Source organism: Gemmatimonadaceae bacterium, from assembly GCA_036273715.1.
In the GTDB taxonomy this organism is placed as follows: Bacteria; Gemmatimonadota; Gemmatimonadetes; order Gemmatimonadales; family Gemmatimonadaceae; genus JADGGM01.
The window spans coordinates 1-2144 of sequence record DASUHB010000045.1 but is presented as its reverse complement, the minus strand read 5'-3'; the positions used below and the strand labels follow the sequence as shown (position 1 = coordinate 2144).

1 protein-coding gene is annotated in these 2144 nt (G+C 64.5%); it reads left to right on the top strand.

The window, feature by feature from the left end:
- Positions 1 to 105 precede the first annotated feature (105 nt).
- Positions 106 to 2144: hypothetical protein (locus VFW04_10135; GenBank protein ID HEX5179680.1), on the top strand; the 2039-nt coding region annotated here is incomplete at its 3' end.

The window sequence follows — 2144 nt, the reverse complement described above, 5'->3', positions numbered from 1 at the left end:
AGGCGACACTGCTCGTCGTGTCGTCGCGCGTGTGGCTCACGATTCTCGAGATCGTCCCCGCAGTTCTTTTTCTGGCGCGCCAGTGGATGCGCCCGAGACGTTCCGATGGCCCAATCGAAAGCACGAGATAGCCGCGTTGCGGCCAAGGCCGGCCGCGCCCCGGCGTTAGGCGAGCCGCGATTTGCCACCGCCTGGGCGGCTGTCGTGTACATCGTCGCGACGCTCATCCTCGGCTATCCGGCGCTCGTTGGGCGGTTCCTGGTCAATCCGTCCAGCGACCAGTACATCGGCGGCTACGCGTTCCGCGAATTCGCCGCGGCGTCGCTGCGCGCCGGACACGGGTTCCCGTTGTGGAACCCCTACCTGTTTGGAGGCATGCCATACGTCGCCGCGATGAGCGGCGACATTTTCTATCCGACATTCCTGATGCGCATGATCATGCCCACCGACGTCGCTATGACGTGGGCATTCATCATCCACATCATCCTCGCGGGACTCTTCACCTACATCCTGCTGCGCGCGTGCCGGTTCTCCTTCTACGGCGCGCTGACCGGCGGCCTCGTCTACATGATGGGCGGCCCGATCTCGTCGTACGTCTCGCCGGGGCACGACGGTAAGCTGTACGTGAGCGCGCTCCTGCCGCTCGTGCTGTTCCTGCTCGTGCGCGCGATTCGCGACGGCAAGGCCTGGTCGTACGGCGTGCTCGCGATCGTCATCGGCCTCGCGTGTCTGAGCCCGCATCCGCAGCTCTTCCAGTACATGCTGCTCGTGAGCGGTGCGTTCGCACTCTGGCTCGCCTTCGGAAGCGACAACGCGCCCGCGTTAGACCTACGCATCGCGTTCAAGCGCCTCGGCGGCTCGCTCGCGGCCGTGTGCGTGGGCACGGTCATGGGCGCCATCCAATACACGTCCGTGCTGCAGTACGTCCCGTGGTCGCCGCGTGCAGGAGGCTTGAGCGGCTGGGCGCACGCGACGTCGTATTCGTTCCCGCCCGAAGAGCTGATCAACACGTACATCCCGCAATTCACCGGGATGTTCGACCACTATTGGGGTCAGAACGGGATTCACCTGCACAGCGAATATCTGGGCGCGGTGGCGCTCATGCTCGCGCTGCTCGGCGTCGTCTACGCATGGAGGCCTGACCGCCGATCGTTCGGGCGATTCTGGTTCATCACGTTCATCGTTGCGCTCCTCTGGTCGTTAGGCGGGTTCACTCCGTTCTATCACCTCGTCTACGCGCTCGTGCCGGGCACGAAGTATTTTCGGGCGCCGAGCACGATGATTTTCGTGGTGGGACTGTGCGTTGCCATCTTCGCGGCGTTCGGCGCCGAACGCCTGGAACGCGCCGATGTGACGCGACAATACGCCGTTGGCTGGCTCATTGCGGCCGCCGTCGTGCTGCTGCTCGGAGTCACCGGCATATTGACCAACATCGCGTCCACCATCGCGCCGCCGGATCACCAGGAAGGAGTGGCGTTGAATGCGCCGCTCCTGTTAGTCGGCGCCGTCCGAACGGCCGTCTTCACCGCGATCGCCGCCGGCCTGCTCCTGCTCCTTGTGCTCGGTAAGGCCAAGCGTGCGGTGATCGCCTGGGCGGTGCTGGTCCTCACGGCCGCGGACCTCTGGAGCATCGAACACCAGTACTGGATGTTCTCGGCGCCGGCAAAGGTGCTCTACGCCGACAACGCGACGCTCGACTACGTCCGAAAACAGCCGGTCCCCGGCCGCGTGCTACAGCTTCCGGCCAACGCGCCCAACGCGCCGATCGCGCCGCACGATCCGTTTCTCGAATTCAACGCCCTCATGGTGCAGCGCATTCGCACCGTGATGGGATATCACGGCAACGAGATCGGGCGGTACCACGATCTGATCAACGCGCGTCTGACCGACCCGCAGCTGTGGCGCCTGCTGAACGTGAAGTACATTCTCACGAACCTGCCTAACATTCCGGACTCGGGCTTCACGAAAGTCGTCGGGCCGACCCAGGATGCGGCCGGCACCACGACGTACCTCTACACCGTGCCGACCGATGATCCGCCGGCGTGGGTCGCTCCTGTCATCGTCAAAGCGTCCGACGATCAGACGCTGTCCGCCGTGCTCGATCCGCGATTCGACATCAGACGCGGCGCGATCTTCGACACGTC